1 pseudogene is annotated in these 561 nt (G+C 36.4%); it reads right to left on the bottom strand.

The window, feature by feature from the left end:
- Positions 1-480 (bottom strand): annotated as a pseudogene (locus BK820_RS14955) (IS5-like element ISAba31 family transposase); the annotation flags it as partial.
- Positions 481-561 lie beyond the last annotated feature (81 nt).

The following is a 561-nucleotide window of genomic DNA, read 5'->3' on the forward strand; positions in this document are numbered from 1 at the left end:
CACTTTTGTCTCTTTTAAATCTAATGTTGATATTAAATCAGGTGCAACTTTAACATCATGTGTGGTTCCATCGGTAATCATGAAATCAATAGGATTGCCATGTGCATCAACAATCAAATGTATTTTTGAGGAGTTTCCTCCTACACTTTTAGAAATAGATTGATTCGCTATGCCAGCAGAATGTTGATGAGCACGTACATGAGAGCCATCAATAAAAATCCACTCCATATCGGGGCATGAGGCTAGCAATTTGAATAATCTAAGTAACTTACCGCTGCTTGACCAACGATTAAAACGTTTGAAAATAGAGTTTGAATGACCAAAACAAGAAGGAATATCTCGCCACGGACAGCCTGTTCTAATTCTATAGAGAATAGCTTCAATAAAATTGCGTAAATTTGAGTTGTGGTGAATGGATAAATTACGCAGAATAACTTTCAACTTTTGCCAGTGTTGATCTGTCAGCATGGTACGAGGCATAGCGAATAGTAAAATTGGGTTTGGCGATTTGATTTTACTACTTCGCTATTTTTTTAAGCTAAAAGTGTCAACACACCCTAA

This window comes from Acinetobacter sp. LCT-H3 (genome assembly GCF_001866125.1).
GTDB lineage: Bacteria > Pseudomonadota > Gammaproteobacteria > Pseudomonadales > Moraxellaceae > Acinetobacter > Acinetobacter schindleri.